Origin of the sequence: Saccharothrix coeruleofusca (genome assembly GCF_014648515.1) — a bacterium.
Lineage (GTDB): Bacteria > Actinomycetota > Actinomycetes > Mycobacteriales > Pseudonocardiaceae > Actinosynnema > Actinosynnema coeruleofuscum.
In genome coordinates, this window is the sequence record NZ_BMRG01000001.1 from 251,059 (window position 1) to 273,632 (window position 22,574).

General features: G+C 72.1%; 21 protein-coding genes and 1 pseudogene. 16 read left to right on the plus strand and 6 right to left on the minus strand.

Features of this window, described 5'->3' with window-relative positions; translation table 11 throughout:
* Nucleotides 1–180 (minus strand): annotated as a pseudogene (locus IEZ00_RS36090) (DUF3159 domain-containing protein); the annotation flags it as partial.
* Between the two features lie 123 nt (nt 181–303).
* Between IEZ00_RS36090 and IEZ00_RS01350 the strand changes: the two are divergent.
* From IEZ00_RS01350 to IEZ00_RS01385, 8 genes are all read left to right on the plus strand, one after another.
* Nucleotides 304–1,491 (plus strand): ROK family transcriptional regulator, encoded by a 1,188-nt coding sequence (locus IEZ00_RS01350; RefSeq protein ID WP_189221174.1) that lies wholly within the window; start codon nt 304–306, stop codon nt 1,489–1,491.
* Nucleotides 1,492–1,518: 27 nt separating this feature from the next.
* Nucleotides 1,519–2,859, plus strand: coding sequence for an ABC transporter substrate-binding protein (locus IEZ00_RS01355; protein WP_189221175.1), 1,341 nt, complete (start codon nt 1,519–1,521; stop codon nt 2,857–2,859).
* Between the two features lie 2 nt (nt 2,860–2,861).
* Nucleotides 2,862–3,782, plus strand: coding sequence for a carbohydrate ABC transporter permease (locus IEZ00_RS01360; RefSeq protein ID WP_189221176.1), 921 nt, complete (start codon nt 2,862–2,864; stop codon nt 3,780–3,782).
* Nucleotides 3,779–4,633 (plus strand): carbohydrate ABC transporter permease, encoded by an 855-nt coding sequence (locus tag IEZ00_RS01365; protein WP_229794880.1) that lies wholly within the window; start codon nt 3,779–3,781, stop codon nt 4,631–4,633. The genes IEZ00_RS01360 and IEZ00_RS01365 overlap by 4 nt, the downstream gene beginning before the upstream one ends.
* Nucleotides 4,630–5,895, plus strand: a complete 1,266-nt coding sequence (locus IEZ00_RS01370) for a 6-phospho-beta-glucosidase (RefSeq protein WP_189221177.1) — start codon at nt 4,630–4,632, stop codon at nt 5,893–5,895. Before IEZ00_RS01365 ends, IEZ00_RS01370 begins: the two co-directional genes overlap by 4 nt.
* Nucleotides 5,880–6,920 (plus strand): N-acetylglucosamine kinase, encoded by a 1,041-nt coding sequence (locus tag IEZ00_RS01375; RefSeq protein ID WP_373293066.1) that lies wholly within the window; start codon nt 5,880–5,882, stop codon nt 6,918–6,920. Before IEZ00_RS01370 ends, IEZ00_RS01375 begins: the two co-directional genes overlap by 16 nt.
* A 30-nt stretch (nt 6,921–6,950) precedes the next feature.
* On the plus strand, nt 6,951–7,352 hold the full coding sequence (locus IEZ00_RS01380) for a hypothetical protein (protein WP_189221178.1): 402 nt from the start codon (nt 6,951–6,953) through the stop codon (nt 7,350–7,352).
* A 107-nt stretch (nt 7,353–7,459) separates the two neighbouring features.
* Entirely contained in the window at nt 7,460–8,233 is a 774-nt protein-coding gene (locus IEZ00_RS01385) for an SGNH/GDSL hydrolase family protein (RefSeq protein WP_189221179.1), read from the plus strand.
* Between the two features lie 191 nt (nt 8,234–8,424).
* Here the strand turns inward: IEZ00_RS01385 and IEZ00_RS01390 are convergent, their stop codons facing one another.
* Nucleotides 8,425–10,488 carry an AfsR/SARP family transcriptional regulator gene (locus IEZ00_RS01390; RefSeq protein WP_229794884.1) on the minus strand — a complete coding sequence of 688 codons (2,064 nt, stop codon included), beginning with the start codon at nt 10,486–10,488 and terminating at the stop codon, nt 8,425–8,427.
* Between the two features lie 186 nt (nt 10,489–10,674).
* Here IEZ00_RS01390 and IEZ00_RS01395 point away from each other — a divergent pair, with 186 nt between their 5' ends.
* The 4 genes from IEZ00_RS01395 to IEZ00_RS01410 all read left to right on the plus strand — a co-directional run bounded on the left by IEZ00_RS01395 (nt 10,675) and on the right by IEZ00_RS01410 (nt 15,388).
* A complete protein-coding gene (locus tag IEZ00_RS01395; RefSeq protein ID WP_229794886.1) occupies nt 10,675–11,700 on the plus strand; it encodes an ADP-ribosylglycohydrolase family protein in 1,026 nt (341 codons plus the stop codon).
* A gap of 242 nt (nt 11,701–11,942) precedes the next feature.
* Nucleotides 11,943–12,644 (plus strand): response regulator transcription factor, encoded by a 702-nt coding sequence (locus IEZ00_RS01400; RefSeq protein ID WP_189221181.1) that lies wholly within the window; start codon nt 11,943–11,945, stop codon nt 12,642–12,644.
* 23 nt (nt 12,645–12,667) lie between these two features.
* Nucleotides 12,668–14,149 (plus strand): sensor histidine kinase, encoded by a 1,482-nt coding sequence (locus IEZ00_RS01405; RefSeq protein WP_189221721.1) that lies wholly within the window; start codon nt 12,668–12,670, stop codon nt 14,147–14,149.
* Nucleotides 14,150–14,194: 45 nt separating this feature from the next.
* Entirely contained in the window at nt 14,195–15,388 is a 1,194-nt protein-coding gene (locus tag IEZ00_RS01410; RefSeq protein ID WP_189221182.1) for a hypothetical protein, read from the plus strand.
* On the opposite strand, the gene mgrA is transcribed toward IEZ00_RS01410, so the two are convergent.
* From mgrA to IEZ00_RS01430, 4 genes are all read right to left on the minus strand, one after another.
* Entirely contained in the window at nt 15,371–16,399 is a 1,029-nt protein-coding gene (gene mgrA / locus IEZ00_RS01415; RefSeq protein WP_189221183.1) for an L-glyceraldehyde 3-phosphate reductase, read from the minus strand. The two genes, IEZ00_RS01410 and mgrA, sit on opposite strands and share 18 nt — an antisense overlap.
* An 805-nt stretch (nt 16,400–17,204) precedes the next feature.
* Nucleotides 17,205–17,435: a hypothetical protein gene (locus tag IEZ00_RS01420; RefSeq protein ID WP_189221184.1), complete on the minus strand. Its 231-nt coding sequence runs from the start codon at nt 17,433–17,435 to the stop codon at nt 17,205–17,207.
* Entirely contained in the window at nt 17,435–18,283 is an 849-nt protein-coding gene (locus IEZ00_RS01425; RefSeq protein WP_189221185.1) for a phosphoribosylaminoimidazolesuccinocarboxamide synthase, read from the minus strand. Before IEZ00_RS01425 ends, IEZ00_RS01420 begins: the two co-directional genes overlap by 1 nt.
* Nucleotides 18,280–19,032: a GntR family transcriptional regulator gene (locus tag IEZ00_RS01430; RefSeq protein WP_189221186.1), complete on the minus strand. Its 753-nt coding sequence runs from the start codon at nt 19,030–19,032 to the stop codon at nt 18,280–18,282. Before IEZ00_RS01430 ends, IEZ00_RS01425 begins: the two co-directional genes overlap by 4 nt.
* A gap of 259 nt (nt 19,033–19,291) precedes the next feature.
* Here IEZ00_RS01430 and IEZ00_RS36095 point away from each other — a divergent pair, with 259 nt between their 5' ends.
* From IEZ00_RS36095 to IEZ00_RS36100, 4 genes are all read left to right on the plus strand, one after another.
* Entirely contained in the window at nt 19,292–19,723 is a 432-nt protein-coding gene (locus tag IEZ00_RS36095) for a helix-turn-helix domain-containing protein (protein WP_268248651.1), read from the plus strand.
* The gene (locus tag IEZ00_RS01440; protein WP_189221187.1) at nt 19,720–20,460 is read left to right on the plus strand and encodes a hypothetical protein; all 741 of its coding nucleotides are present in this window, start codon (nt 19,720–19,722) and stop codon (nt 20,458–20,460) included. The genes IEZ00_RS36095 and IEZ00_RS01440 overlap by 4 nt, the downstream gene beginning before the upstream one ends.
* Nucleotides 20,461–20,982: 522 nt before the next feature.
* Complete coding sequence (locus IEZ00_RS01445; RefSeq protein ID WP_189221188.1) at nt 20,983–21,348, plus strand: hypothetical protein; 366 nt, start codon at nt 20,983–20,985, stop codon at nt 21,346–21,348.
* A gap of 20 nt (nt 21,349–21,368) precedes the next feature.
* On the plus strand, nt 21,369–22,574 hold a 1,206-nt coding region (locus IEZ00_RS36100; protein ID WP_229794890.1), incomplete at its 3' end, for a hypothetical protein.

Here is a 22,574-nt window from a genome sequence, read left to right on the forward strand (position 1 = left end):
GAACAGCCGCACGCCGCCCACCGCGAGCCCGACGACGACGGCGGCGACCGCGCCCACCACCACGGAGCGCCCGCCCAGCAGCCACCCCGCGGCGAACGCCACCGGCGGCAGGGAGGCGTCCAGCGCCCCTCCCCTGCCGCCGAGGAGTTGGGCCAGCGACTCCTGCCGCGTATCGGTCATGCCTCCAGGGTGCCTTAGGGCGTCCTAACCTGACCAATGGACCCGTTTCGCCCATTGACCGCCGTGACCGGTCTCACTAGCGTGGCGAGAAATAGTCTGGAAAGTTAACAGACAGGAGTGGTCATGCGCGCGGGCAGCCCCCGACTGCTGCGGGAGATCAACGACCGCGCGGCGATCGAAGCACTGCTGCGCAACGGCCCGCTCACCCGCTCCGAGCTGGAAGGTCTCATCGGCCTGTCCAAACCGGCCACCGCCCAGCTGCTGACCCGCCTGGAGACCGAGGGCACGGTGCTGCGCACCGGCCTGCGCGGCGGCGGCCGGGGTCCGCGCGCCCAGCTGTGGGCGGTCAACGGCGCGCTGGCGCACGTGGCCGCGGTCGACCTCACGCCGGACGCGGTGGACGTCGCCATCGCCGACATCTCCGGCGCGCTGCTCACCGAGCACCGCGCCCCCATGCCGCGCACCGGCGTGGTGGAGGCGTTCCGCGCCGCGGTGGCCAAGGCCGCGAGCCAGGCCGGGCTCACCCCGGACGCGCTGCGGCACGTCGTGGTCGGCAGCCCCGGCGCGGTCGACCCGGCCGACGGCGGGCTCGACTACGCGCCGCACATGCCCGGCTGGGAGGGCTTCGACGTGCCCGGCGCGCTGCGGGAGGCGCTGGGCACCGGCGTCACCGTGGAGAACGACGTCAACCTGGTCGCGCTGGAGGAGATGGTCGCCGGGCGGGCCGTCGGCGTGCGGAACTTCGTCCTGGTCTGGCCCGCCGACGCGGTGGGCGCGGCGGTGGTGGTCAACGGCGTGCTGCTGCGCGGCGCGACCGGCGGCGCGGGTGAGATCGACGCCATGCGGGTGCCCGACCCGGCCAACGCCGAGACCGGCACCGGCCGCCGCGGCGGGCGCTACGGCGACCTGCTGGACAACGCCGCGGTGGTCAAGCTGGCGCGGGCGCACGGCCTGTCCGCCCGCTCCGGCGAGGCCGCGGTGCGCAAGGCGCTGGGCGCGGGCACGCCCGGCCGGGAGTTCCTGGTGGACCTGGCCCGCCGGATCGCCACCGGGGTGGCCAACGTGGTCGCCGTGCTGGACCCAGAGCTGGTGCTGCTCTCCGGCGACATCGCGCAGGCGGGCGGGACCGCGCTGGTGGACCTGGTCTCCGCCGAGCTGCGCACCCTGGTGGTGCCCCGCACCGCCGTCCGCCTCGCCATGGTCACCGGCAAGCCGGTGCGCTCCGGCGCGCTGCACTCCGCGCTGTCGGTGGTCCGGGAAGAGGTGTTCGGCCTGCCCGCCGCCACGACCGAGCCGTTCGGTCCCCGCTGAGAGTCCCCGCTGAGACGAGGAGAGCACATGCGTTCACTCCCCCGCGCCGCCGCGGTGTCGTCGGCGGTGGCGTTGGCCGCGTCGTTAGCCGCGTGCGCGGCCGGTTCGGGCGGGAGCGGCCAGGGGTCCGGGCCCGCCGCCGCGCCCGCCCGTGACGCCGAGTTCTCCCTGACGGTGTGGAGCAACTACTCCGGGCGCGAGCAGGACGAGGTCACCAAGGCGCTGGAGAGCTTCAAGGAGAAGTTCCCCAACGCCGTGATCGAGCACCAGGGCAGCCAGGACGACGACAAGATCACCGCGGGCATCCGCGGCGGCAACCCGCCGGACGTGGCGCTGTCGTTCACCACCGACAACATCGGCCAGTTCTGCTCCAGCGGCGCTTTCCAGCCGCTCAAGCCCTACCTCGACCGCGACGGCGTCGACCTGGGCCAGATCCCGGACGCGGTGCGCTCCTACACCGAGTACAAGGGCAACCGCTGCGCGATGCCCATGCTCAGCGACGTGTACGGGCTGTACTACAACAAGGAGCTGCTGGCAGCGGCGGGCATCACCGCGCCGCCGAGGACGACCTCCGAGCTGCTGGACTTCGCCAAGCGCACCACCAGGCGGGCGGCCGACGGCTCGCTGGAGGTGGTGGGCTTCCTGCCCTCCATGCCGTTCTACGCCAACCGGCCGCAGATCTGGGCGCCGCACTTCGGCGCGGAGTGGGAGACCGCGGACGGCAGGTCCGGCCTGGCCACCCCGGAGTGGGCGGCGATGCTGGAGTTCCAGAAGCGGCTGGTGGACTTCTACGGCCACGACGCGCTGGAGCGCTTCCGCGCCGGGCTCGGCCAGGAGTACTCCGCCGACCACGCCTTCCACCGGCAGAAGATCGCCATGATGGTGGACGGCGAGTACCGCACGGCGTTCCTGGCCGACCAGGCCCCGGAGGTCGAGTTCGGCACCGCGCCGTTCCCCGTCCCCGACGACAGGCCCGACCTGTACGGCACCGGCTTCACCACCGGCACGATCATGGGCATCCCCAAGGGCGCCGGGAACCCCGGCGCGGCGTGGGAGCTGATCAAGCACCTGGCGCTGGACACCGACACCGTCGTCGAGCTGGCCAACGGGATCAAGAACATCCCCAGCACCAAGGCCGCGCTGGCCGATCCGGGACTGGAGGTGGACGAGAACTTCCGGACCTTCGTCGACCTGGCCACCAGCGGCAAGCTGCGGGGCAACCCGGTCACCCCGATCGGCGACGCGCACATCAAGGCCGTCGGCGACTTCGCCACCGCGTGGCAGGCGGGCCAGGTGCCCGACGTGCTGGCGGGCCTGCGGGAGGTCGACCGGCGCGTCGACGAGCAGATCGCCAAGAGCGGCAAGTAGCGGTGACCGCCCGCCGCCGCCTGACCGTCCTGGCCCTGCTGGCCCCGGCGGTCCTGGGCTTCGCCGCGTTCTTCGGCTACCCGCTGGTGGCCACGGTGGTGTTCTCGTTCACCAGGTACGACCTGATCAACCCGCCGGAGTGGATCGGCCTGGCGAACTACGAGTACATGCTGGGCGACGAGCTGTTCGCGCGGGCGGTGGGCAACACCCTGTGGTTCGTCGTGGTGCTCACCGCCACGCGCGTGGTGTTCGCGCTGGGCGTGGCGTCGGTGATCGCCCGGCTGAAGTCGGGCGTGGGCCTGGTGCGCACCTTGTGCTATCTGCCCTCGCTGGCCCCGCCGGTGGCCGCGACCCTGGTGTTCTTCCTGGTCCTGCGCCCGAACGAGGGCCCGGTGGACACCTTCCTGGGCTGGTTGGGCGTCCAGGGCCCGCTGTGGTTCGCCGACCCGGCGTGGGCCAAGCCGGGCATCGCCGCGGTGGTGCTGTGGGTCTCCGGCGACCTGATGATCATCGTCCTGGCGGCGATCCTGGACGTGCCGCGGGAGCAGTACGAGGCGGCGGAGCTGGACGGGGCGGGGCCGCTGCGGCGGTGGTGGCACATCACCCTGCCGTCGATCTCGCCGGTGCTGCTGTTCGGCGTGGTCAACTCCATCATCCTGGCGCTGCAGCTGTTCACGCAGGCGGTGGTGGCCGGGTCGGCGGCCAGCGGCTCGGCCGACGTCACCGGCAGCACGAAGGACCTCGGCTTCCCGGAGAACTCGACGCTGACGTTCCCGGTGTGGCTGTACGCGCAGGGCTTCCGCTACTTCGACATGGGTTACGCGGCGGCCATGGCGACCGTGCTGTTCGCGGTGTCGTTCCTGGCCACCGCGCTGCTGGTGCAGCGGATGCGCCGGGCCACCCACCAGGAGGAGGGGGCGTGACCGCCGCGTCGGGACGCGCGCCGAGGGACTGGCGCGGCGCGCTGGACTGGGTCGCGGTGCACAGCATCGGCATCGCGCTGGGCCTGATGTTCACGCTGCCGATCGTGTTCGTGCTGCTCACCGCGGTGATGCCGGACGAGCAGGCGTTCACCGCCGACCTGTGGCCGCGCGAGTGGCGCTGGGGCAACTTCGTCGAGGTCTTCGAGCGGGCGCCGCTGCTGACCTACCTGGGCAACAGCATGCTGTACGCGCTGCTGGCGACCGCCGGGATGCTGCTGTCGTCCATCCCGGCCGCCTACGCGCTGGCCAAGCTGCGCTGGCGCGGGCGCGACGCGGTGTTCCTGCTCGTGGTCGGGGCGATGATGCTGCCACCGCAGGTGGTCGCCGTGCCGCTGTACGACGCCTGGTCGGGCCTGGGCCTGACCGGCACGCTGTGGCCGCTGGTCGTGCCGTACTTCCTGTTCGACGCGTTCAGCGTCTTCCTGCTGCGCCAGTTCATGCTCACCATCCCGCAGTCCTATGTGGACGCTGCGCGGGTGGACGGGTGCACGGAGTTCCAGGCGATGCTGCGGGTGGTGGTGCCGATGGCGCGGCCGGGCATCGCGGCGACCGCGCTGTTCTGCTTCCTCTACACCTGGAACGACTACTTCGGGCCGCTGCTGTACACCAGCGAGCGGCCGGACGAGTGGACGCTGTCGCTGGCGCTGTCCTCGTTCAAGGGGATGCACCACGTGCAGTGGAACCTCGCCATGGCGGTCACGTTGCTCACCATGCTCCCGGCGGTGGTGCTGTTCGTCCTCGCGCAGCGCTCGTTCGTCAGGGGGATCACGTTCACAGGAGTCAAGGGTTGAAGCTCACCGTGGTCGGTGGGGGGTCGACGTACACCCCCGAGTTGGTCGACGGCATCGCGAACAGGCGCACCAGCCTGGCGGTCGACGAGATCGTGCTGGTGGACCCGGACCAGCGGCGGCTGGCGGTGGTGGGCGCGTTCTGCCGCCGCCTGCTCGCGCACGCCGGGCACCCCGCGCGGGTGCGCACCACCGCGGACCTGGCCGAGGGCGCCGAGGGCGCGTCCGCGGTGCTGCTGCAGCTGCGCGTGGGCGGGCAGCGGGCGCGGTTGTCCGACGAGACGTTCCCGCTGCTGTGCGACTGCGTGGGGCAGGAGACCACCGGCGCGGGCGGGCTGGCCAAGGCGCTGCGGACCGTGCCGGTGGTGCTCGACATCGCCGAGCGGGTGCGCGCGGTGGCGGGCGCGGACACCTGGATCGTCAACTTCACCAACCCGGTCGGCATCGTGACGCGGGCGCTGCTGGAGGCCGGGCACCGCGCGGTGGGGCTGTGCAACGTCGCGATCACCTTCCAGCGCTGGGCCTCCGCGCTGCTGGGTGTCGCGCCGGAGGCGGTGGAGCTGGAGCACATCGGCCTGAACCACCTGTCCTGGGAGCGCGGCGTCCTGGTCGACGGGGTGGACCGGCTGCCGGAGCTGCTCGACGGCCACGGCGACGCGCTGGCCGAGCACATCGGCCTGCCCGCGGACCTGATGCGACGGCTGGGCGCGGTGCCGTCGTACTACCTGAAGTACTTCTACGAGCACGACGAGGTGGTGGCCGCGCAGCGGACCGGGCGGCCGCGCGCGGAGGTCGTCGCGGAGGTGGAGCGGGAGCTGCTGGCCGTCTACCGGGACGAGGCCGTGGTCACCAAGCCCGAGCAGCTGTCCCGGCGCGGCGGCGCGTACTACTCGGAGGCGGCGGTGCAGCTGGTGCACGCGCTGACCGGCGGCGCGGGCGCGGAGCGGCACGTGGTCAACGTCCGCAACGGCGGCACGCTGCCGTTCCTGCCCGACGACGCGGTCGTCGAGGTGCCCGCGGCGGTCGACGCCTCGGGGGCGACGCCGCTGCCCGCGCGGCCGGTGGGCCCGTCGATCTCCGGGCTGGTCTCGCACGTCACCGCCTACGAGTTCCTGGCGCTGGAGGCGGCCGTGCGCGGCGGACGCGACCGGGTCTTCGACGCGCTGCTGGCGCACCCGCTGGTGGGGCAACGCGCCACCGCCGAGCGGCTGGCCGACGAGCTGGTCGCGCGCAACCGGCACCTGCTGCCCTGGGCGCGCGGGTGACGGCCGCACGGGTGCTCGCCATCGACGGCGGCAACAGCAAGACGGCAGTGGCGCTGGTCGACACCTCGGGGCGGGTGCTCGCGGACGTGCGCGGGCCGGGCGCCTCACCGCAGAACGTCGGCCTGGCCCGCGGCCTGGAGGTGTTCGGGGAGCTGGTCGCCGAGGCGGCGCGGCGGGCCGGGCTGCCGCCGGGCGAGCGGGTCGCCGCGCACACCGCCGCCTACCTGGCGGGCGCGGACCTGCCGCGCGAGGAGGAGGACCTGCGCACCGCGATCGGGGCGCGCGGCTGGTCGGCCACCACGGCGGTCGGCAACGACACCTTCGCGCTGCTGCGCGCGGGCACCCCCGACGGGGTGGGCGTGGCGGTGGTGTGCGGGGCGGGGATCAACTGCGTGGCCGTGGCGCGGGACGGGCACACGCACCGGTTCCCCGCGCTGGGCCGGATCTCCGGCGACTGGGGCGGCGGCGGGCACATCGGCGGTGAGGCGCTGTGGCTGGCGGTGCGCGCCGAGGACGGCCGCGGCGAGCCGACCGCGCTGCTGCCCGCGCTGCGCGCCCACTTCGGCGTCGGCGCGCTGGCCGAGGTGGTCGAGCGGGTGCACCTGGGCGAGCTGGAGTTCGACCCGCACCCGTTGTGCCCCTTGCTGTTCGAGGTGGCCGCGGCGGGCGACGCGGTGGCGCGGGCGGTGGTGGACCGGCTGGTCGAGGAGGTCGTGCTGCTGGCGTCGGTGTCGCTGCGGCGGCTGGCGCTGCTGGCCGAGCCGGTGACCGTGGTGCTCGGCGGCGGTGTGCTCACCGGCACCGGTGGGGCGGTGGTGGGCGCGGTGCGGCGGCGGCTGGCGGAGCTGGCCCCCCGAGCCGAGGTGCGGGTGGTCGACGTGCCGCCGGTGGTCGGCGCGGCGCTGCTCGGGCTGGACGCGCTCGGCGCGGCGCAGGGGGCCGAGGAGAGGCTGCGCGCGGCCTACCGGGACCGGCTCGCGGGGGACTCGGCGGCGGGTGGCCGCCCCACCGGCACGGGCGGGTAGACCGAGGTCAGGGCCACGCTGGGTGTCCCGATGCGCACGGACGGCAGCAGCGCCGCACGGCTCGGCGACGAGCTAACCGTGATGTTCGTCGCAGTTATCGTGGTGGTGGTCGTCACCACCTCGGAGGTCTTCGGCGGCGACGTCGCGGGGCGCGGCGCGCGGGTGGTCGCGATGGTCGTCGGGCGGCCGTGGAAGTCCAGCGGTGGTCCGTCCACAAAGGACTGTGCTGGTCCCGGACCTGGCTCGACCCGCGTTTTCCCCGGTGGGCGCGGGCCGGGCGCGGTGAGCGCGAAGCCGATGGCGAACCCGGCCAGCACGGTGATCGCGACGCAGGAGATGACGGGGAGCGGCGGGCGCGGCACGGCTGGCAAGGCTAGGCCCGCCGACGGGGCGAAACGCCCATCGACGCTCAGAGCTCCCACCATCGGGTGACTTTCGAGCAACGGTGTCGTCAACCGACGCTGGCGTAGGTCGACGCTGCGGGAGCATGCTGTCCAGCGCGTCACAGGGGGTGTGCGCCGCGCGGGAGGGGAGGGGCTGTGCTGGCACTGGACAGCTACGTCGCCTTGGGCGACAGCTTCACCGAGGGCATGGACGACCCCGCGCCGGACGGGACCTACGTCGGCTGGGCCGACCGGCTGGCCGCGATGATCTCGTCCCGGCAACGGGGTTTCCGGTACGCGAACCTGGCCATCCGGGGCAAGCTGCTGCAGGAGATCGTGGACGAGCAGGTGCCGCTGGCGGTGGCGCTCAAGCCGCAGCTGGTCACCTTCTGCGGCGGCGGCAACGACCTGCTGGTGCCCGGCTCCGACCCGGACGCGCTGGCCGAGGTGTACGAGATCGCCGTGGCCGAGCTGCGCGCGGCCGGGTGCGAGGTGGTGATCTTCACCGGTTTCGACACCAGGAACACCCCGCTGCTGCGGTCGCTGCGCAGCCGGGTCGCGGTCTACAACAGCCACCTGTGGTCGGTGGCGCAGCGCTACCACTGCCGCGTGGTGGACCTGTGGTCGATGCAGGTGCTGCACGACCGGCGGGCGTGGAGCGAGGACCGGCTGCACCTGTCCTCGGAGGGCCACCGCCGGGTGGCGCTGCGCGTGGCGGAGGTGCTGGGCCTGGAGGTCGCGGAGGACTGGAACGCCCCGTGGCCGCCGCTCGCGGTGGAGGCGGACTGGATGACCCAGCGCAGGCACGACTTGAAGTGGGCCCGCGAGCACGTGGTGCCGTGGATCGCCAGGCAGCTGCGCGGGGAGTCCATGGGGGACGGCATCGCTCCCAAGCGCCCGGAGCTGCTGCCCGTCGTCGGGGAGGGCTGAGCGGGACGGGCCGAGCGGGACGGGCCGAGCGGAGCCGGTTGGCCGGCACTCTCCCCCGAATGCCGGCCAACCGGGTTCGGGTGGCATCCCCCCTGGCTTCTCCCCGGTGCCACCCCGGACGCCGCCGCGATGCGGTGATCAGCGTCCGATTACAAACTGCCACGACATGCCCCACCGGAACTAAACGGTGGCTAAAACCCCGAGGTCGACTCGACCAGCGCGGCCCAGTCCCCGTCCAGCGAACGGGTCTGGCAGTAGGCGCGGGCCAACCGGAGCAGCTGCCGGACCTGCCGGTGCAGGCCGTGCTCGGCGGCGGCGCGCACCAGGGCGACGACGTTGGGCCACTCCTCGTCGAACCAGGACAGCGCTTGCCCGGTGGTGGCGGCCAGGTACTGCTCGACCAGCCTGCCCACCGCCGTGGCGCAGCTGTCCGGCGCCTCCTCGGCGATGACCTCCTCGGCGTAGAGGCGGACCAGGTCGTGCAGCACGTACCCGCCGCGCCACTGCTCGACCAGCAGGTGCGCGTCGGCCAGGTCGGCCAGCCTGGCCGCGGCGGTGCCCAGGTCGGTGCGGCACACCGCGGCGACGGCGCGCGGGCTCACCCACCGCCCCGGCAGCGCCCCGGCGGCGCGGAACGCGGCGGCCAGCTCGGGGGGCAGGTTGCGGTAGGACACGGCCAGCGCGCGCCCCACGCCCATGCCCGCGTCGGCCAGGTCGAGCACCCGCAGCCGGGCGCCCTCGTCGGCGAGCTGGGCCACCAGCGCCTCGACCGTCCACTCCGGACTGAGCACCAGCTTGGCCGCGGCCACGCGCAGGGCCAGCGGCAGCCGGTCGCAGTGCGCCACCAGTTCCCGCACGGCCGCCGGTTCCTGCTCCGACAGCGGTTTGCCCACCACCTCGTCGACCAGCCGGACCGCTTCCTCCTCCGACAGCGTGCTCAGCGTCAGCATCCGCGCGCCGTTGCGGACCACCAGCGACTCCAGCCGCCGCCTGCTGGTGACCAGCACCATCGACCCCGCGCCGGGCGGCGTCAGCAGCCGGACGTGCTCGGGGGCCCACGCGTCGTCGAGCACCACCAGCACCCGCCGCCTGGCCAGCACCGAGCGGTACAGGCCGACGCGGGTGTCCAGGTCGCGCGGCACGCCGTCGGCGGGCACGCCCAGCGCCAGCAGGAACCGGGCCAGCACCTCGGCGGGCTCGGCCCGCGCGTGCTCGTCGCCCGCGAACCCGCCCAGCGAGGCGAACAGCAGCCCGTCGGGGAACTGCCCGGACCGGCGGTGCCCCCAGGTGATGGCCAGCTCGCTCTTGCCCACGCCCGGCGCCCCGGTGACCACGACGGTGGTCGTGGCGCCCCGGTCGCGCACGTCGCACAGCCGGTCCAGCCAGGCCAGCTCCTCGTCGCGGCCGACGAAGCCGCTGGCCGCGGCGGGCAGCTGGGCGGGCACCACCACGCCCGCCCTCGGCGGCACCTCGACGGGCTCGGCGCGGCCGGCCGGGCTCAGCGCGGGGTCGTCGCGCAGCACCTGCTCGTGCAGCGCCCGCAGCTCCGGGCCGGGGTCGATGCCCAGCTCGTCCACCACCCGGCGGTGGAACCGCTGGTAGGCCTCCAGCGCGTCGGCCCGCAGGCCCGACCGGTACAGCGCCCTCATGCTGTGCGCCACCAGCCGTTCCCGGAACGGGTGCTCGGCCACCAGCCTGCGCAGCTCCCCCACCAGCTCCAGGTGGCGGCCCAGCGCCAGCTCCGCCTCGACGCGCTCCTCCAGCGCGGCCAGCCGCAGCTCCGCCAGGTCGGTGGTGGCGAGCTCGCCCGGCACGTCCCCCAGCACCGGCCCCCGCCACAGCCCCAGCGCCTCCCGCAGCAGCGCGGCCCGCGCCGCCGCGGGCTTGCCGCGCGCGGAGGACACCAGCTGCCGGGCCCGGTGGTAGTCCAGCCGCCACGGGTCCACCGCGAGCTGGTAGCCGGGCGGGGTGGTCAGTATCCGCGCCGAGCCGGTCGGGTCGGCCTCCTCCAGCATCCGGCGCAGCCGGGAGACGTAGCCGTGGACGATGGTGCGCGCGGTGGCGGGCGGGTCGTCGCCCCACAGCGAGTCCACGATCCCGTCGATCGGCACCACCCGGTTGGCCTCCAGCACCAGCATCGCCAGCAGCCCCCGCATCCCCTTGCGACCGATCCGCACCGGCCGCCCGTCCGCGAGCACCTGCAACGGTCCGAGCACGCCGAACTCCAGCCCGCTGCGGATCCGGTCGTCAGCCATGCCCCTCCCCCCGCCGTCGTCCGTGAACCGGTCACAGGTCAAGATGCCGACGGTGGTCGCGCAGATACCAACCGGTAGTCCTTGCTTGTTCAACTTCACCCGCTCCCCTCACCGGTCCACCGCCGCGGGGGCTAGGGTTTTGGCCCCGGACGTCGCAGTGCAGGAGGGCCGTTGGCGCGCGAGCCGATGAGTGTGGTCGACCGTGGCGCGGCATGTCTGCTGGGCGGTGCGCTGGGTGACGCGCTGGGCGCGCCCGTGCAGTACCTGGGCTGGGCGGACATCCAGCGCGACCACGGCCCCGAGGGCGTGCTGGAGCCGCCCCGGCCCGCGCTGGTCACCGACGACACCCAGCTCACCCTGTTCACCGCCGACGGCTACCTGCGCGCCTGGGTGCGGGGGCGCAACACCGGCGAGTGGGAGCCCGTCGAGGAGGTCTGGCACAGCTACCGGCGGTGGCTGGTGACCCAGCAGATCGCCGGGCCCGAGGAGGGCGCGACCGGCCTGCTGGGCAACGAGCGGCTCTACGCCAGCAGGTCGCCGGGGCTGACCTGCCTGCGCGCGCTGGCCGCCGACGAGCCGCCGACGCCGGAGGCCCCGCACAACGAGTCCTCGGGCTGCAACGGGGTCACCCGCACCGCCCCCGCGGGCTTCGCCCCCACCGCCGACATCGCCTACGACCTGGGTTGCCGGTTCGCCGCGCTGACCCACGGCGGCACCGGCGGCTGGGTGTCCGGCGGGGCGTTCGCGCTGCTGATCCACCTGCTCGCGGTGCGCGGGCGGCCGCTGCGCGAGGCGGTGGACCAGGTCATCGGGCGGGTGCTGCGCGACGACCCCTACACCGCCAACGCGCTCAACCGGGCGGTGCTGTTCGCCGAGGAGCACCGGGCGATGGGCTTCGACTCGGTGCGGGTGGACCGGCTGGGCAGCGGCTGGACCGGCCCTGAGGCGCTGGCCATCGCCGTGCACACGGTGCTCGTGCACGCCAAGGGCAGCGAGTTCGTCGACGCGCTGCGGGCGGCGGTCAACCACTCCGGCGGCAGCGACGCCACCGCCGCGCTGACCGGCAACATCCTGGGCGCGATGCACGGCACGGCCGCGCTGCCCAGGGACTGGCTGGCCGGGCTGGAGCTGGTGGACGTGCTCGCCGAGCTCGGCGCGGACCTGGGCCGGTCGGTGGTCGGGCTGGACTTCGACTACGCGCGCTACGAGTGAAGCCGGCCTCGGCGCGCACGTTCCCGAATGCGTGCGACCGAGGCCGGCTCTCCACCGGCGCGCGGCGGGTGACGCCCCGAGCGCAACACCCGGCGCGACCTGCGTGGAGCGGGAGATCCCGTGCGCCGAACCGTAGCAGAGCGGGCGTGTTCGATCACGCCCGACCTGTCGAGTTGCTGTCTAAGCCCCGCGGTGCCGTTGATCTCTTCGACCCGCGGGCCGCGTTGCTCCACCATGGTGAGGTGGACAAGGCCACTGCGGTTCGACTGCTCGTCGTCGACGACGAGCCCCACATCGCCGATCTGGTGGCCACGGTCGCCCGGTACGAGGGCTGGCAGGCGGTCACGGCGGGCAGCGGGGAGGCCGCGCTGCGCGCCGCGGGCGACTTCCACCCCGACATCGTGGTGCTCGACCTGATGCTGCCCGACCTGGACGGGTTCACCGTGCTGGACCGGCTGCGCGGCGGCGGCGCGATGGTGCCGGTGGTGTTCCTCACCGCCCGCGACGGCACCGCCGACCGGGTGGCCGGGCTGACCAGGGGTGGCGACGACTACCTGGTCAAGCCGTTCTCGGTGGAGGAGCTGATGGCCCGGCTGCGGGCGGTGCTGCGGCGCACCACCGGGCCCGCCTGGAAGCGGTCCGTGCTCAAGGTGGCGGATCTGGTGCTGGACGAGGACACTCGCGAGGTGCGTCGCGGCGACAGGCTGGTCTCCCTCACCCCCACCGAGTACGAGCTGCTGCGCTACCTGATGCGCCGCTCCCCCACGGTGCTGACCAAGGCGCAGATCCTGGACCACGTGTGGGAGTACGACTTCGGCGGCCGGTCCAACGTGGTCGAGCTGGTGATCTCGCACCTGCGCCGCAAGCTCGACGTGGACGGCGCCGAGCCGCTGATCCACACCGTGCGCGGGGTGGGCTACGTGCTGCGCCTGGCGCCCGCGTGATCGGCCTGCCCCGACGCCGCCGGATGCGGCTGGTCACCCGGCTGGCGCTGGGGTTGGGGGCGCTCGCGCTGGCGGTGTTCGCCGTGGTCGGCACGGTGATGGTCACCAGCATGCAGGACTACCTGGCGCGCAAGCTGGACGAGCAGATGCGCAGCACGCAGATCGCCCAGGAGAAGGACGTCGAGAAGTTCGGCGACCTGCGCGGGATCACCTACGGCTGGTTCTCCGCGGTCTACGACGTCAAGGACGGCGTGGCCACCCCGCGCGACACCGAGGACCTGCCGCCGCAGGGCGCCGTGCAGATGGCCCAGATGGCGCGGGAGGTCGGCGGCGCGGGCAAGCCGCTGTTCAAGACCGTGCACCTGGGCAGCGACGTCTACCGGGTGCGCGGCTGCCCGTCGGCGGAGGGCGTGGTGCTGGTCAGCGCCGCGCCGATGAACGACCTGGCCAACACCACGCGGCAGCTGGTGCTGGTGGCGGTGTCCACGTTCGCGCTGGCGCTGGTCGCGCTGGTGGTGGTCGGCCGGGCGCTGCTGCGGCGCGGGCTGCAGCCGCTGAGCGAGATGGCCCGCACCGCCCACGACATCACCTCGCACGACCTGACCGACTCGGCCCGGCTGCCGGTGCGCGCCCAGGGCTCGCCCGGCGGCGTCGAGGTGGACGAGCTGCGGATCGCGTTCAACAAGATGCTGGAGCACATCGACTCCTCGCTGGCCGCGCGCACGGCCGCCGAGCAGCGGCTGCGCCGGTTCATCGCGGACGCCTCGCACGAGCTGCGCACGCCGCTGACCTCGATCCGCGGCTACGCCGACCTGTTCCGCTACGCGGCGGCCAACGCGCCCGCCGAGCGCGAGGCGCACCTGGAGAAGCTGCGCTCGGAGGCGGCGCGGATGAGCGTGCTGCTGGACGAGCTGCTGCTGCTGGCCCGGCTGGACTCGGCCGACAAGGAGCCCGCCCTGCGGCTGTCCCCCGGCGACCTGGTCGAGCTGGCGCACCAGGCGGCGGACGCGTTCCGCGCGGCCAGGCCGACGCACCCGCTGACCGTGACCGCGGGACCGGACCCGGTGCTGCTCCCGTTCGACGCGGTGCGGCTGCGGCAGGTGGTGGACAACCTGCTCACCAACGCCGCGGTGCACACGCCGCCGGGCACGGCCGTGTCGCTGTCGGTGTCGACCGCGCCGGGTGAGGCGGTCGTGCGGGTCAGCGACTCCGGTCCGGGCATCCCGGCCGCCGACCAGCCGCGCATCTTCGACCGCTTCTACCGGGTCGACGACTCGCGCACCCGCGACCGCGGCGGCAGCGGCCTCGGCCTGGCCGTGGCGCACTCCCTGGTGGTCGCCCACGGCGGCACCGTCGCGCTGACCAGCTACCCCGGCTCGACCACCTTCACGGTCCACCTGCCCCGCGCCGACCCGCCCGCGACCCCCTCGGCGAACACCCCGGCGAACACCCCGGCGACCGCTCCCGCCGAGCAGCGCCAACTGCTGTCCGGCCGGGCGGAGTAGCCGATTCCTCCCCTTCCCCGCCCATGATCGCTACCGTGGTGGCCCGTGGGCGGTGTGCGGCGCTGGGCGCGTTCTCGGCTGGACTACCTGGTGTTCCTGGGCTCGCGCGAGTGGCCGGTGCTGGTCGCCGGGGTGGGCGTGCTGCTGGGCGCCATGACCGTGCTGCCCAGCTCGATCGGCGTCGCCCTGTCGGTCGTCGCGCTGGTGCTGGGCGTGCTGACCTTCACGCGGGACGTGCGGCTGCTGCGGGCCCGCTGGTCGGCCTACGACTTCTCGGTGATCGCCGCGCCGTTCCCGCACCAGGAGGTGCCGCCGCCCGCGGGCTTCCCCGAAGGGCGGTACCTGGCCGTGCCCGGCCGGGGCACGGCGCTGGTCAGCGACGTCGTGGACGAGGGCCTGCGGGGGCACGACTTCCCGGTGGAGCTGGCCGAGGAGCGCTACCGGCTGCCACCCCGGCTGCGGGCCACCGCGCCGCACGTCCTGCCGTTGCGCGCCAGGGGCAGACTGCTGTTCAACGGCGCGGTGGTGGGCCTGCGCGACGACCCGCTGCCCGGCGCGAACCCGCTGCGGCTGCACCGCGCCCGGTTCTTCGACGGCGAGTGCTCCAACGAGCTGTGCGGGCTGCGCATCGCCGACCGCGGCACGGGCGAGGAGTTCGACGCCCGGCGCAGGCTCCTGGTCGACGCGGGCGGGCGGCTGCGGTCGCTGGCCGAGAGCGAGCTGGCCGACCCGGTTGGCATCTCCACCGTCGCGCTGACCACCGACGACCACCTGGTGCTGGTGGTGCAGTCCCACCGCAACGCGGCCAGCCAGCTGCTCGTCGCCCCCTCGGGCAGCGGGTCGCTGGAGCCGCGCGACCTGGCGGGCACGCTGGTCGACTCGGTGCGCGCGGGCATGGAGCGCGAGCTGTGCGAGGAGACCGGCCTGCGGGCCGACGAGGTCGCCTCGACCCGCGTGGTCGGCTACGCGCGCTGGCTGGAGCGCGGAGCGCGGCCGGAGTTCTTCGGCCTGACCCGGCTGACCGCGAGCAGCGCCGAGGTGCGCGGGCGGCGCGCCAAGGGCGCGGAGCGGCTCTACAGCTCGCCGGTCCTGCTCGTGCCCGTGGACCTGGCCGCGCTGGGCCGGGGCCTGCGGGCGGGCGCGGACCTGCTCGCCCTGCTGCCCCGGCGGCTGCGCGAGGACGGCTCGCTGCCCCTGCTCCTGGCGCTGCGCGCGGCCGCCCTAGCCGACCTCGGATGAGCGGGCCCAGATGTTGATGCCGGACTCGACGGCGTGCTCGTCGATCGCGGCCAGCTCGTCGTCGGTCAGCGGCGGCGCGTCCAGCGCGGCCACGTTGTCCTCCAGCTGCCGCACCGAGCTGGCCCCGATCAGCGCCGACGTGACGCGCTCGTCGCGCAGCACCCAGCTCAGCGCGAGCTGGGCCAGGGACTGGCCGCGCCGCCGGGCGATGTCGTCCAGCGCCCGGACGTGGGTCAGCGTCCGCTCGGAGAGCATGTCCGGCGACAGCGACTTGCCCTGCGCGGCGCGCGAGCCCTCGGGCACCCCGTTGAGGTACTTGTCCGTCAGCAGGCCCTGGGCCAGCGGCGAGAACGCGATGCAGCCGGTGCCGGTCTCGGCCAGCACGTCCAGCAGCCCGTCCTCGACCCAGCGGTTGAGCATCGAGTAGGAGGGCTGGTGGATCAGCAGCGGCACGCCCTCGGCGCGCAGCAGCTCCGCCGCCTCCCGCGTCTTGGCCGCCGAGTAGGACGAGATGCCGACGTAGAGCGCCTTGCCCTGGCGCACCGCGCTCACCAGCGCGCCGACGGTCTCCTCCAGCGGTGTCTCGGGGTCGAACCGGTGCGAGTAGAAGATGTCGACGTAGTCCAGGCCCATCCGGCCCAGCGACTGGTCCAGCGAGGCCAGCAGGTACTTGCGCGAGCCCCAGTCGCCGTACGGGCCGGGCCACATGTCGTAGCCCGCCTTGGTCGAGATGACCAGCTCGTCGCGGTAGGGCTTGAAGTCGCTCGCCAGCAGCCTGCCGAAGTTGGCCTCGGCCGAGCCGTAGGGCGGGCCGTAGTTGTTGGCCAGGTCGAAGTGGGTGATGCCCAGGTCGAAGGCCCGCCGCAGGACGGCCCGGCCGGTCTCCAGCGGCCGGTCGTCGCCGAAGTTGTGCCACAGGCCCAGCGAGATCGCGGGCAGGCGCAGGCCGCTGCGGCCGCAGCGGCGGTAGGTCATCCGGTCGTAGCGGGCGGCGTCGGGGAGGTGGACCATGCGCCCACCTTGGCACGCGGGCGGGGGGACCGCCGAGGAGGCGGTCCCACCGCCCGGTCGTGGAGCCGGTGGCGGGACTTGAACCCGCAACCTTTCGCTTACAAGTTCTCGGGATGATCGTTCAGCAGGGTACGTAGACGTACGTTTTTCCTGGTCAGAGCTAAGGCTGCAACATCGTTAGACGGGTCGAACGGTGCCGTACTGAGACCCACTATGAGACCTTCCGCCGCGCCGTGGCGGAGGTCCAAGCCTTGAACCATTGGCAGGGAAGTCGGCAGGGAGGCGATCAGGGAGGCGACCACCGGGCAGGGAAGAATCCCTATCCCGCTCCCCTGCTTGCCTCCCTGGCTTCACCTCGGACGATCCCAGACAGGGAAGATCATCACAGTCGGCAGGGAACTACCGGAACCGCCCTCACGGGCGCTGTCCACTCCCCTGCCCGTGCTTCCCTCTCTGACCGCCCCACTGAACCATTACCGGACATGGCCGATCGACGCCCTACGGCCATCTCAGCGCCCGTTCAGCGCGGTTCTGCGGGCTGTAGTGGCCGCGCGGGGAGTGAGCCGGGGGACGTGACGCCAGGCGGGCCGCTGGGGAACCGTCACGCAGGACCGCAACGAGTTAGGCCACCGGCACCACCTCGAACGACCCTCGTACGGCCCGCGCTAGCGGCCCCGCCAGGCGACCTAACTCGGGTAACCCACCTAACTTCGGCCTGGTCAGCAGCTGCTAGACCACGTAGGGCCAGCGAGTTAGGAACCTAACTCGCCTCGAACCTGCTGCTCATGCGGGGGACGTGACAGCGTCAGTCGCCATGCACAAGCCGGTTGTAGCCCTGCTGACCGTCCAAGTCGAGCCAAGCTTCGGGGGCCACGGTCGGCATGATCCCGAGGTTGCGCAGCAACATGCTCGCAGCTGTCACCCGCTCCACCGCGCTGCCGCCGTCACGATCTGGCCGCAGACCGCGCTCAACGAGAAGCGCGGCCACCTCTTCAACGAGACGACGCGGGTCATACGTCTGGATAGTCTCCGACATTACGCGGGCTCCTCACTGGTCCACTGGTTTCCGGTAATGCGTTCGTACACCTCGATGTAGCGTGCGCGCGTCGCCCTCACGATCTCCTCGGGCATCTCCGGGCCGGGCGGGGTCTTGTCCCACCCGGTAGTCAGCGACCAATCCCGCACGAACTGCTTGTCAAAAGCATGTTGCGCCCGCCCCGGCTCCCACTCGTCAGCAGGCCAGAAACGCGAGGAATCCGAGGTCAGCACCTCATCTCCGAGAGTCAGGGTGCCGTCTTCGGCAAACCCGAATTCCAACTTAGTGTCAGCTATGATGATGCCGCGCTGTGCGGCGTGCTCCGCACCCTTGGTGTAAATTTCAATCGTCAGCTCACGAAGCCGTTCGGCAGTTTCAAGTCCGATGTCATTCACCACATCGTCAAAGGTGATGAACTCATCGTGCCCCGTGTCGGACACCTTCGTGGTCGGCGTGAAGATGGGTTCCGGCAGCCGACTGCCCTCCAACAGGCCAGGAGGCAGCGGAACACCCGATACAGCACCGGTCGCCTGGTACTCACGCAGCCCGAGTCCCGCCAGGTAGCCGCGCGCGATGCACTCCACCTGGATCATCTTCAAAGGCTTACAGCGAACGGCCCTGCCTCGAAACTCCTCGGGAACGTCATCGGTGGAGATGACGTGATTAGGAACCACGTCGCGCAACTTATCGAACCACCACGCCGACAATTGCGTGAGGAGTGCGCCTTTGTCCGGAACCGGAGTCGGCAGGGAAACGTCATAGACGGACACCCTGTCGGTTGCGACTAGCAATATATCGCCGTCGATTTCGTAGAGGTCGCGCACCTTACCACTGTGGATATGCTTCATTTCACTTCCTCGTTGGCGTACTCGTAAAACACCCAGTGGTCAGGCAGCGCAGTTGATTCCCCATATTCAAGGACTGAGCCCTCACTGTCCACAAACCTGTTACGACTGACAAGCACAGCCGATCCGACCGGTACACGCAACTCGGCGGCTTCATCCTCGGTGGCAAAACCGGCGGCATGTTGCACATACGTCATCACAGCTAGCCGCCCGGTCTGCTCCTCCACGTACCGGGCGGTGCCTTGAACGATCCGTTCAGTGGACAACAGCAAAGGACAGCTTGCGGCTAGCGCACCGTCGAACCACGAGACCGAGGTAGAAACTGGGGTGTCGTCTGCGGTGTAGGTCGTTCGTTGCCGCCGGATGGCCGGTGCCCCCTCCTGAATGCCCAGCGCATCGGCCACGAGGTCGGGCGCGGGACTGAGAGCGGCCGTGCGAATCCTGGCGTAGTGGCCAGGCGGGTAGATCTTGCCAGTGCGGTGGATCGCGATGCTTCGATCGCGGGCGGAGTGGTGAAGCGCCCCCTTCGTCTGCACAACCGTCCCCACGCCGCTCACGGCGCGAGTCAGCCCCTCGGATCGCAGGGTGGCCAACGCCTTCGTAGCCGTAGCCAGCGCCACCCCCCAGGTTCGGGCGATCTCCCGCGCTGAGGGCACGAGGTCGCCGTCCTTGAGCGCGCCAGCCTTGATCTGCTCCCGGATGTGTCCGGCGACCTGCAAGTACGGAGGCTCCGCACGTTCGATGGTGGGCACTGCTGGCTCCTCTACGGACTGAGCGCGTCCTAGCACGCACACTGTATCAGTCACTATTTCCGCAGGTCAGCGGTGATCTTTTGGGGTGCACTAGAACACCACTTGCAGGTGTACTAGCACGCTGCTACTGTTCCACCTGTCGCACCGGTTGCACCGGTAGCGGCAGACAGCAAAAGCCCCGGCGGTGTTGGCGCACCGGCCGGGGCGGCAGATCACATCGCGGTTGGGAGACCAGACGATGCAGACCGAGGGTACCCGGATGTTCCGGGTTAAAGCAGTGGCAGAGATGTTCGACGTGCATCCGGCCACGATCTACCGGGCCATCAGGGCCGGTGAGCTGGACGCGCTGAAGGTCGGCGGGTCGATCCGCATTCCAGCCAGCTCAGTGGAGGTCTACCGGGAGGCGTGCGCCCAGGCCGCCTACCGGGAGTTCGTCACCGGCAGCGGCGACCCGGCCGCGCTGGACGGTGCTGGTCAGGGTAGGGACGTGACCGAATGGCGGTGGGAGCACGGGCCGTTGAACGAAGCTCAGGCGGACGGCCGCGCGTGCGTGGTGTGCGGGACGGACTTCATGCGGACGCAGGTGGCGCACTACCCGGTGGGGTGCTCGAACAGCGGTTCCCAGGTGTTCGCCTGCCGCAGCCACCCGGCCGGTCAGGTGCGCGCCGACCTGACGGCGGTGACCCGATGAGCGCCCCGACCGTGACCACGCACATTTCCGCCCAGCTCGCAGAGGGAGAGCCCGTCATGACCGCGCCCGCCGTTCCCATCGCCACCGTGACCGCTGTCGCGTCGATCGATGGTGTGGCGGTGCCGGAGTTCACGCCCAGCACTCGCGACGGGCTTGCTGAGCAGCCCGCGACGCTGGCCACCCTGTCGCTGTCGCTGCCGCTGAGCCGCGAGGAGTTGGTAGCGGCGCTGTTCTACTGGAACAGCTCGGACAGCGCCGAACTGGACGATGACGAGTATGTGCGTCAACTGGTTGTGGAATCGGTGGTCAACGTCGGCATGGGCGAACTGACCGCGCTGTGCTTCGAGATCGACACCGCGCCGTTGGACGACGTAACGGCCGAGTGGTTGGCCTACTGCCGCCGTCGAGTGGCGGAGGTCTTCCCGGCCGCTGTATCGGTGCCCGAGCAGCGTGGCCGTACCGACTACCCACAGCACAGCGCCGGACGTCCGGCGGGGGTGGTCGAGGCCGCGCTTGCGGGGGCGTCGCTGCGTCAGGTCGCGGTGGCGTTGTACTTCTCCGACTACCGGCCCGGTGATCTGGCCCGCTCCGGTCTGGAGTGGGTGGAGACGTGCGCCGCGATCGGCTTGGACGGCTTGACCGCCGAAGTGGTCAACCGGGTGCACGCCGCGCCGGATGACTTGGACCGCTTCACCGACTGCCGCGCCGCTGCGCGCGTCGTACTCGACGCCCGCTAGTCCGGTCCGCTGACGCGAGGGTGTCGCACGGGGTGCGGCCCCGGTCGTACAGGCCAAACAGTTCGCCCGGTCGGTGGCTCATCGCATACCGGAGCCGGTGGGCACGGCCCAGAACCAACCACCGGACCGGCTCACCCCGCCACCACCCGACTACCCCGATCGTTCAGGGCAGATCGGAACGAACAAGCAAGCCCGGCCCGGCCGCTCCCGGCCCGCCGCACCTCCCGCCAAGACCCGCCCCGGTACCTGCCGGACGCGGGGTCAGGTGCGGCGTTGAACCCGGCCGGACCGGGCTCCCTCACCCCAACCCGCCCCTTTGCCGGGTGGCCAGTCGCCACACCGTTGCGGCTGGCCACCCGGCCCGCAAACCCAGGCACAAACCAGGCCCGTTACCGCACTTCCCGGCCCGTTCCCGCTGTTCCCAGTGCGTTTGCGCCCGTTCCCGACTTCTCGTCTTGGAGACCTGCTGTGAAGCACACCGCACGCCCGACCGGTCATCGGTGGGCACACTGTGACACCCCCGTGGTCCACGTCAGCCCTGGTACCGGGCACGCGCCGCGCCCGATCGACCTGGACACCATCACGACCCTGATCTACCTGACCGGCATGGACCCGGCCGCCTGGCAACAGCTTGGACCGGAACGCCTGGCGGAGTTCGTTCTGCGCAGCTGCGAAGACCCCCGCGTGCGGGTGCCCGAACTCGTGGCCCTAGTCGCCTGCGCCCGCCGGACCGGGCACGTGCTGCCCGACTACTACGCCGCCGTCGAAGAGTTCGCGCCGGAGGTGCTGGCGGTGTTCACCCGCGCCGTGTCCGCCCCCGCCTCCCACAAGCGGCAGGCGGGACGAAACCCCGTCGACGGGGAAACGTCACTCGGCACCGACCACTAGCACCCGGCAGGAGACAGGCCGTGACCCACGCCAACGCCACACCACCGCCACCGGGAGAGGCAGGCCCGGCCGGTGCCGTAACGGCAACCGGGAACACCCGTCACCTGCGGCCGGTCACCTCCACCGCACGTACCCGAACGGAGCCCTACGGGCCATCCTTTCAGCCTGCACACCAGTCGGATGGGCTGCTGCCGCCGTTGGTGACCGCCGGTTCCGTGCAGCCTCCCGACACGGCTGTAGCCGCTGGGGTGCCCGCGGGGCATTCGTCACCCTCGGCCACCCCCTCCGGCTACAGCCAGGAAGCCGCGCAGCTGCAACAGCAGGGGGCTGCCCAGGTCGCCCGAGCACGGGCCTGGCTGCCGCCTGCCGATCCGGCGGTGTTCGGCTGCTACCTGGGCCAACTCGCCGAACGGATCGACCCCCACACCGAGGGCGACCCGATCGGTGTGCTGGCCTCCCTAGTTGGCGCGGCCGGGGTTCACCTTGGTCCCGGCCCGCACTTGGAACTCGGCTTCGGGGAGCGGCATCCACTGCTGGTGTGGCCCATGATCATCGGCGCGACCGGCATCGGCCGCAAGGGCACCGCAACCAACGCCATGCTCGCGCTGCTGACCGAAGCAGACCCCGACTTCGTGGCGAGCAACAAGCACTCTGGGCTGTCCTCCGGTGAGGGCCTGGCCGCCGCGTTCGCCCTCGACTCCGGTACCGGGGACGGTGCGAGCAAGACCCGGCCCAGGCTGCTGCCCGAGGGAGACTGTCGGCTGCTGGCCCTGGAAACCGAATGGTCATCGGTCATGGCCCGGATGAAGCGTGAGGGCAACACCCTGGGCGCGCTGCTGCGTCAGGCATGGGAAGGCGGCAACCTCTCCACCCTCAACGTTGACGCCCGCATGGCGGCCCGCTCCCACCTGGGCATCATCGCGCACATCACGCCCAAGGAGTTCCGCAGCAAGGTCTCCGCCGCAGACCTGGCGGGAGGCACTTACAACCGGTTCCTCCCCATCGCGGTGGCTCAGTCCAAGTACTACCCGCCCACTCCCGAACCGGGGCTGATGAGCGAGCTCGCCGCGTCGTTGGCCGCTCGTCTGGGCCATGCCGCGCAGTTGGGCGCACTCGGCTTCACCCCTCCCGCTCAACTGGCCTGGCAGCGCCTCCAAATCGAGTTCAACGGCCATCTCGGCGGTGACGGCCCGGTAGAGGAGTTCATCTCCCGCGCCGCAGCCAAC

Coding starts and splice junctions, on each gene's coding strand:
- IEZ00_RS01350 (WP_189221174.1), top strand. CDS start 304: ATGCGCGCGGGCAGCCCCCGACTGCTGCGGGAGATCAACGACCGCGCG.
- IEZ00_RS01355 (WP_189221175.1), top strand. CDS start 1,519: ATGCGTTCACTCCCCCGCGCCGCCGCGGTGTCGTCGGCGGTGGCGTTG.
- IEZ00_RS01380 (WP_189221178.1), top strand. CDS start 6,951: ATGCGCACGGACGGCAGCAGCGCCGCACGGCTCGGCGACGAGCTAACC.
- IEZ00_RS01390 (WP_229794884.1), bottom strand. CDS start 10,488: ATGGCTGACGACCGGATCCGCAGCGGGCTGGAGTTCGGCGTGCTCGGA.
- IEZ00_RS01395 (WP_229794886.1), top strand. CDS start 10,675: ATGAGTGTGGTCGACCGTGGCGCGGCATGTCTGCTGGGCGGTGCGCTG.
- IEZ00_RS01405 (WP_189221721.1), top strand. CDS start 12,668: ATGCGGCTGGTCACCCGGCTGGCGCTGGGGTTGGGGGCGCTCGCGCTG.
- mgrA (WP_189221183.1), bottom strand. CDS start 16,399: ATGGTCCACCTCCCCGACGCCGCCCGCTACGACCGGATGACCTACCGC.
- IEZ00_RS01420 (WP_189221184.1), bottom strand. CDS start 17,435: ATGTCGGAGACTATCCAGACGTATGACCCGCGTCGTCTCGTTGAAGAG.
- IEZ00_RS01425 (WP_189221185.1), bottom strand. CDS start 18,283: ATGAAGCATATCCACAGTGGTAAGGTGCGCGACCTCTACGAAATCGAC.
- IEZ00_RS36095 (WP_268248651.1), top strand. CDS start 19,292: ATGTTCCGGGTTAAAGCAGTGGCAGAGATGTTCGACGTGCATCCGGCC.
- IEZ00_RS01440 (WP_189221187.1), top strand. CDS start 19,720: ATGAGCGCCCCGACCGTGACCACGCACATTTCCGCCCAGCTCGCAGAG.